This is a genomic window from Milkweed yellows phytoplasma str. MW1, from assembly GCF_000309485.1.
GTDB lineage: Bacteria > Bacillota_I > Bacilli_A > Acholeplasmatales > Acholeplasmataceae > Phytoplasma.
This window is the reverse complement of the sequence record NZ_AKIL01000045.1, coordinates 1-3,076: the sequence shown is the minus strand read 5'-3', so window position 1 is coordinate 3,076 and position 3,076 is coordinate 1. Positions and strand designations below refer to the sequence as shown.

Below are 3,076 nucleotides of genomic sequence, written 5' to 3'. Positions count from 1 at the left end.
TATATTTTAACGATATTAAAATAATATGTTAAATAATTATTATTTTCTAAAGAAAGATTGTTAAAGAATGAAAAATATCATTAAAAAATCAGCGAATTTCTTAACTGTTTTTCGTATCTTGTTGGTTTTTTGTATGTTACCTTTAATGTTTATGATTTTAAATATAAAAAAAACACATCCAGATGGTGTAGAAACAACGCTAAGTTTATGTTTTAATTTGATTTTTATCATTGCAGCTATTACCGATTATCTTGACGGTTATATAGCTAAAAAATTCCAACAACAAACAGTTTTTGGAAAATTTTTTGACCCAATAGCTGATAAGTTGCTTGTTATTATCACTTTTTTTCACATATATTTGTTAAGTAAACATAAATTTTTATTACCTGAAAAAAACGATAATAAAAGCGTTGAAACAGGAATCGTCATTATTATAATAGCCACTATTATCAGAGATTTGATCATTACGGGAGTACGTTTGGTCACTGTTGAAAAAAAACATATTATTTCCGCTTCTTTTTTAGGAAAATTAAAAACTGTTTTCACTTTTATAACTATTATTTTTTTATTATTTGTTCAACAAATATACCGGTATATTTGGGAACCTTTTGTAAAATTATCAATAAGTTATTTTATTAATTTTTTATCAGGCATAAACATTTTTTTAATAGTCGTTTCAGGAATGTTTTATATAATTAACAATTTTAAATTTATTAGATCTAATTTCGTCCAAAACTAACTCTATCTCTACTCAATATAACTAAAAAAATATTTATATTAAAATATATCGAAAATAACCAAAGGAATGAAACAAAATTATGAATAACGAAAAAGTTAAAAACGAAAAAAGCAAAATAGAAAAAACTAAACAAGAAGCGAAGACAAACGAAGAAAATAAAGAAGTGATTGAAAAAACAATTAAAGAAATTGAACAACGTTTCGGCAAAGGGAGCATTATGAAGTTAAATTCGGAACAAACTGATAAAATCCAAGTTATTCCGACTGGTTCTTTAACTTTGGATATTGCTTTATCAATCGGTGGTTTTCCTAAAGGCCGTATTATTGAAATTTTTGGACCTGAAAGTTCTGGAAAAACAACTTTAACTTTACACGCAATAGCGGAAGCTCAAAAACAAGGAGGGAATGTCGCTTTTATCGATGTGGAAAACGCTCTGGACCCTAATTACGCTAAAGCGATAGGAATAGATTTAGATAATTTCATTATTTCTCAACCAGATTCAGGCGAAAAAGCTTTAGATATCGTCGAATCTTTAATTAAAAGCGAAAATTTCAGTTTAATAGTTGTGGACTCTGTGGCTGCTTTAGTGCCGGAAGCTGAATTAAAAGGTGAAAGCGGCGATTCTTTTATGGGTCTTCACGCCAGAATGATGGGACAAGCAATGAGAAAGCAATCGGCTATCGTTTCTAAAACTAACACTATCGTGATTTATGTGAATCAATTAAGAGAGAAAGTGGGAGTTATTTACGGCAGTCCTGAAGTAACTCCAGGCGGTAAAGCTTTAAAATATTTCGCTTCTTTAAGACTAGATATTAGAAAGTCTGAATTCATCAAAGAAGATGGTACTTTTATTGGTATTCGTTCCAATGTTAAAGTAGTGAAATCTAAGGTTTCTTCTCCTTTCAAAGTTGCTCAATTAGAAATTATGTACGGAAAAGGAATTGCTAAAGAAGGTGAAATTTTAGATTTAGCGGTTGATCTTGAATTAGTCCAAAAAAGCGGCGCTTGGTATAGTTATCAAAATAAACATATCGGTCAAGGAAAAGAAAAAGCTAAAGAATTTTTATTACAAAACCCTGAAATAGCGAAATCTTTAGAAGAACAAATTAAAAAAAGTTATAAATTGCTATAAATAAATATCCTTTTAAAAAAAATTTAACAATAGAAAGGTCTTTATATGAAAGAAACAAACAACCTTTTTAAAGGGGCGAATTGGAATAAATTAGAAGACGAGTTTACACAATATTTTTATGAACAAAATTTAAGTCAATTTTGGCGTCCTGAAGACATCAGTCTTCAAAGCGATTTAATTGCTTGGCAAGCACTCTCTCCTGAAGAAAAAAAAGCTTATTCAAGGAATTTATTAGTTTTGACTTTTCTAGATACTTATCAAGGTGATATCGGTATGCCGGTTATTCTTCGTTCTTGCTTACCTTATGAACATCAAAAAAAAGCGACCCTTAATTTCATGGGAGCAATGGAAAATGCTGTTCACGCGAAAAGTTATTCTAATATTTTTATGACTTTTTTAAATAAAGAAGAAATCAATCAATTATTCGCTTGGGGCGAAGAACAAAAAAATTTACAAAACATTTTAAATATTATTGTCGGCATTTACGAAGATTTAGAAAAAAAAATCGTTATTAATAAATATGAAAACGAACAAAGTGATAATAAAACTTTTAACGAAATTAAATGGAAAAGCATGGTTGCTTCTGTTTTTCTTGAAACTTGGTTGTTTTACAGTGGTTTTTATTATCCTTTATATTTCTACGGTCAAGGTCAATTGATGCAAGCTGGAGAAATGATTAACTTGATTATCCGAGATGAAAGTGTTCATGGCGTTTATGTAGGTCGTTTAGCTAAAGAATTATATTATAACTTTTCCAAAGAACAAAAAACATATTTAAAAAAATGGTTAGATGATTTATTGGACAATTTATATGAAGAACAAAAATCTTTAGCTCATGAAATTTATCAAGAAGTTGGTTTGATAGAAGATGTTAACACCTTTGTTCGTTATAACGCTAATAAAGCGTTAATGAATTTAGGTTTCGAACAAAAATTCCCTCAAGAAAATATTAATCCTGTAGTTTTAAACGGACTTAATACTGAAACTAAAACTATGGATAACTTTTCCATGAGAGGGAATGGTTACCAAAAAATGAAATCAGAAAGCCTCAAAGACGAAGATTTTATTTTTTAAAAAATCTTGCCTTAAAATAGATATTATTAAAAAAGTCTTATTAAATAACTTGTTGTTTTTTATAAAAAATAAAAAAGAAAGAAAATTCTTTAAAAGAGTTTTCTTTCTTTTTTATATTAATTTTTTGTATT

General features: G+C 28.2%; 3 protein-coding genes. All 3 read left to right on the top strand.

Annotated features, from left to right (window positions below):
- The first annotated feature begins 67 nt into the window (after positions 1-67).
- Complete coding sequence (locus tag RI76_RS01050; protein WP_017192278.1) at positions 68-739, top strand: CDP-alcohol phosphatidyltransferase family protein; 672 nt, start codon at positions 68-70, stop codon at positions 737-739.
- A 79-nt stretch (positions 740-818) separates the two neighbouring features.
- Positions 819-1,871, top strand: a complete 1,053-nt coding sequence (gene recA / locus RI76_RS01045; RefSeq protein ID WP_017192277.1) for a recombinase RecA — start codon at positions 819-821, stop codon at positions 1,869-1,871.
- A 45-nt stretch (positions 1,872-1,916) separates the two neighbouring features.
- The gene (nrdF, locus tag RI76_RS01040) at positions 1,917-2,945 is read left to right on the top strand and encodes a class 1b ribonucleoside-diphosphate reductase subunit beta (RefSeq protein WP_017192276.1); all 1,029 of its coding nucleotides are present in this window, start codon (positions 1,917-1,919) and stop codon (positions 2,943-2,945) included.
- The last annotated feature ends 131 nt before the right edge of the window (positions 2,946-3,076 follow it).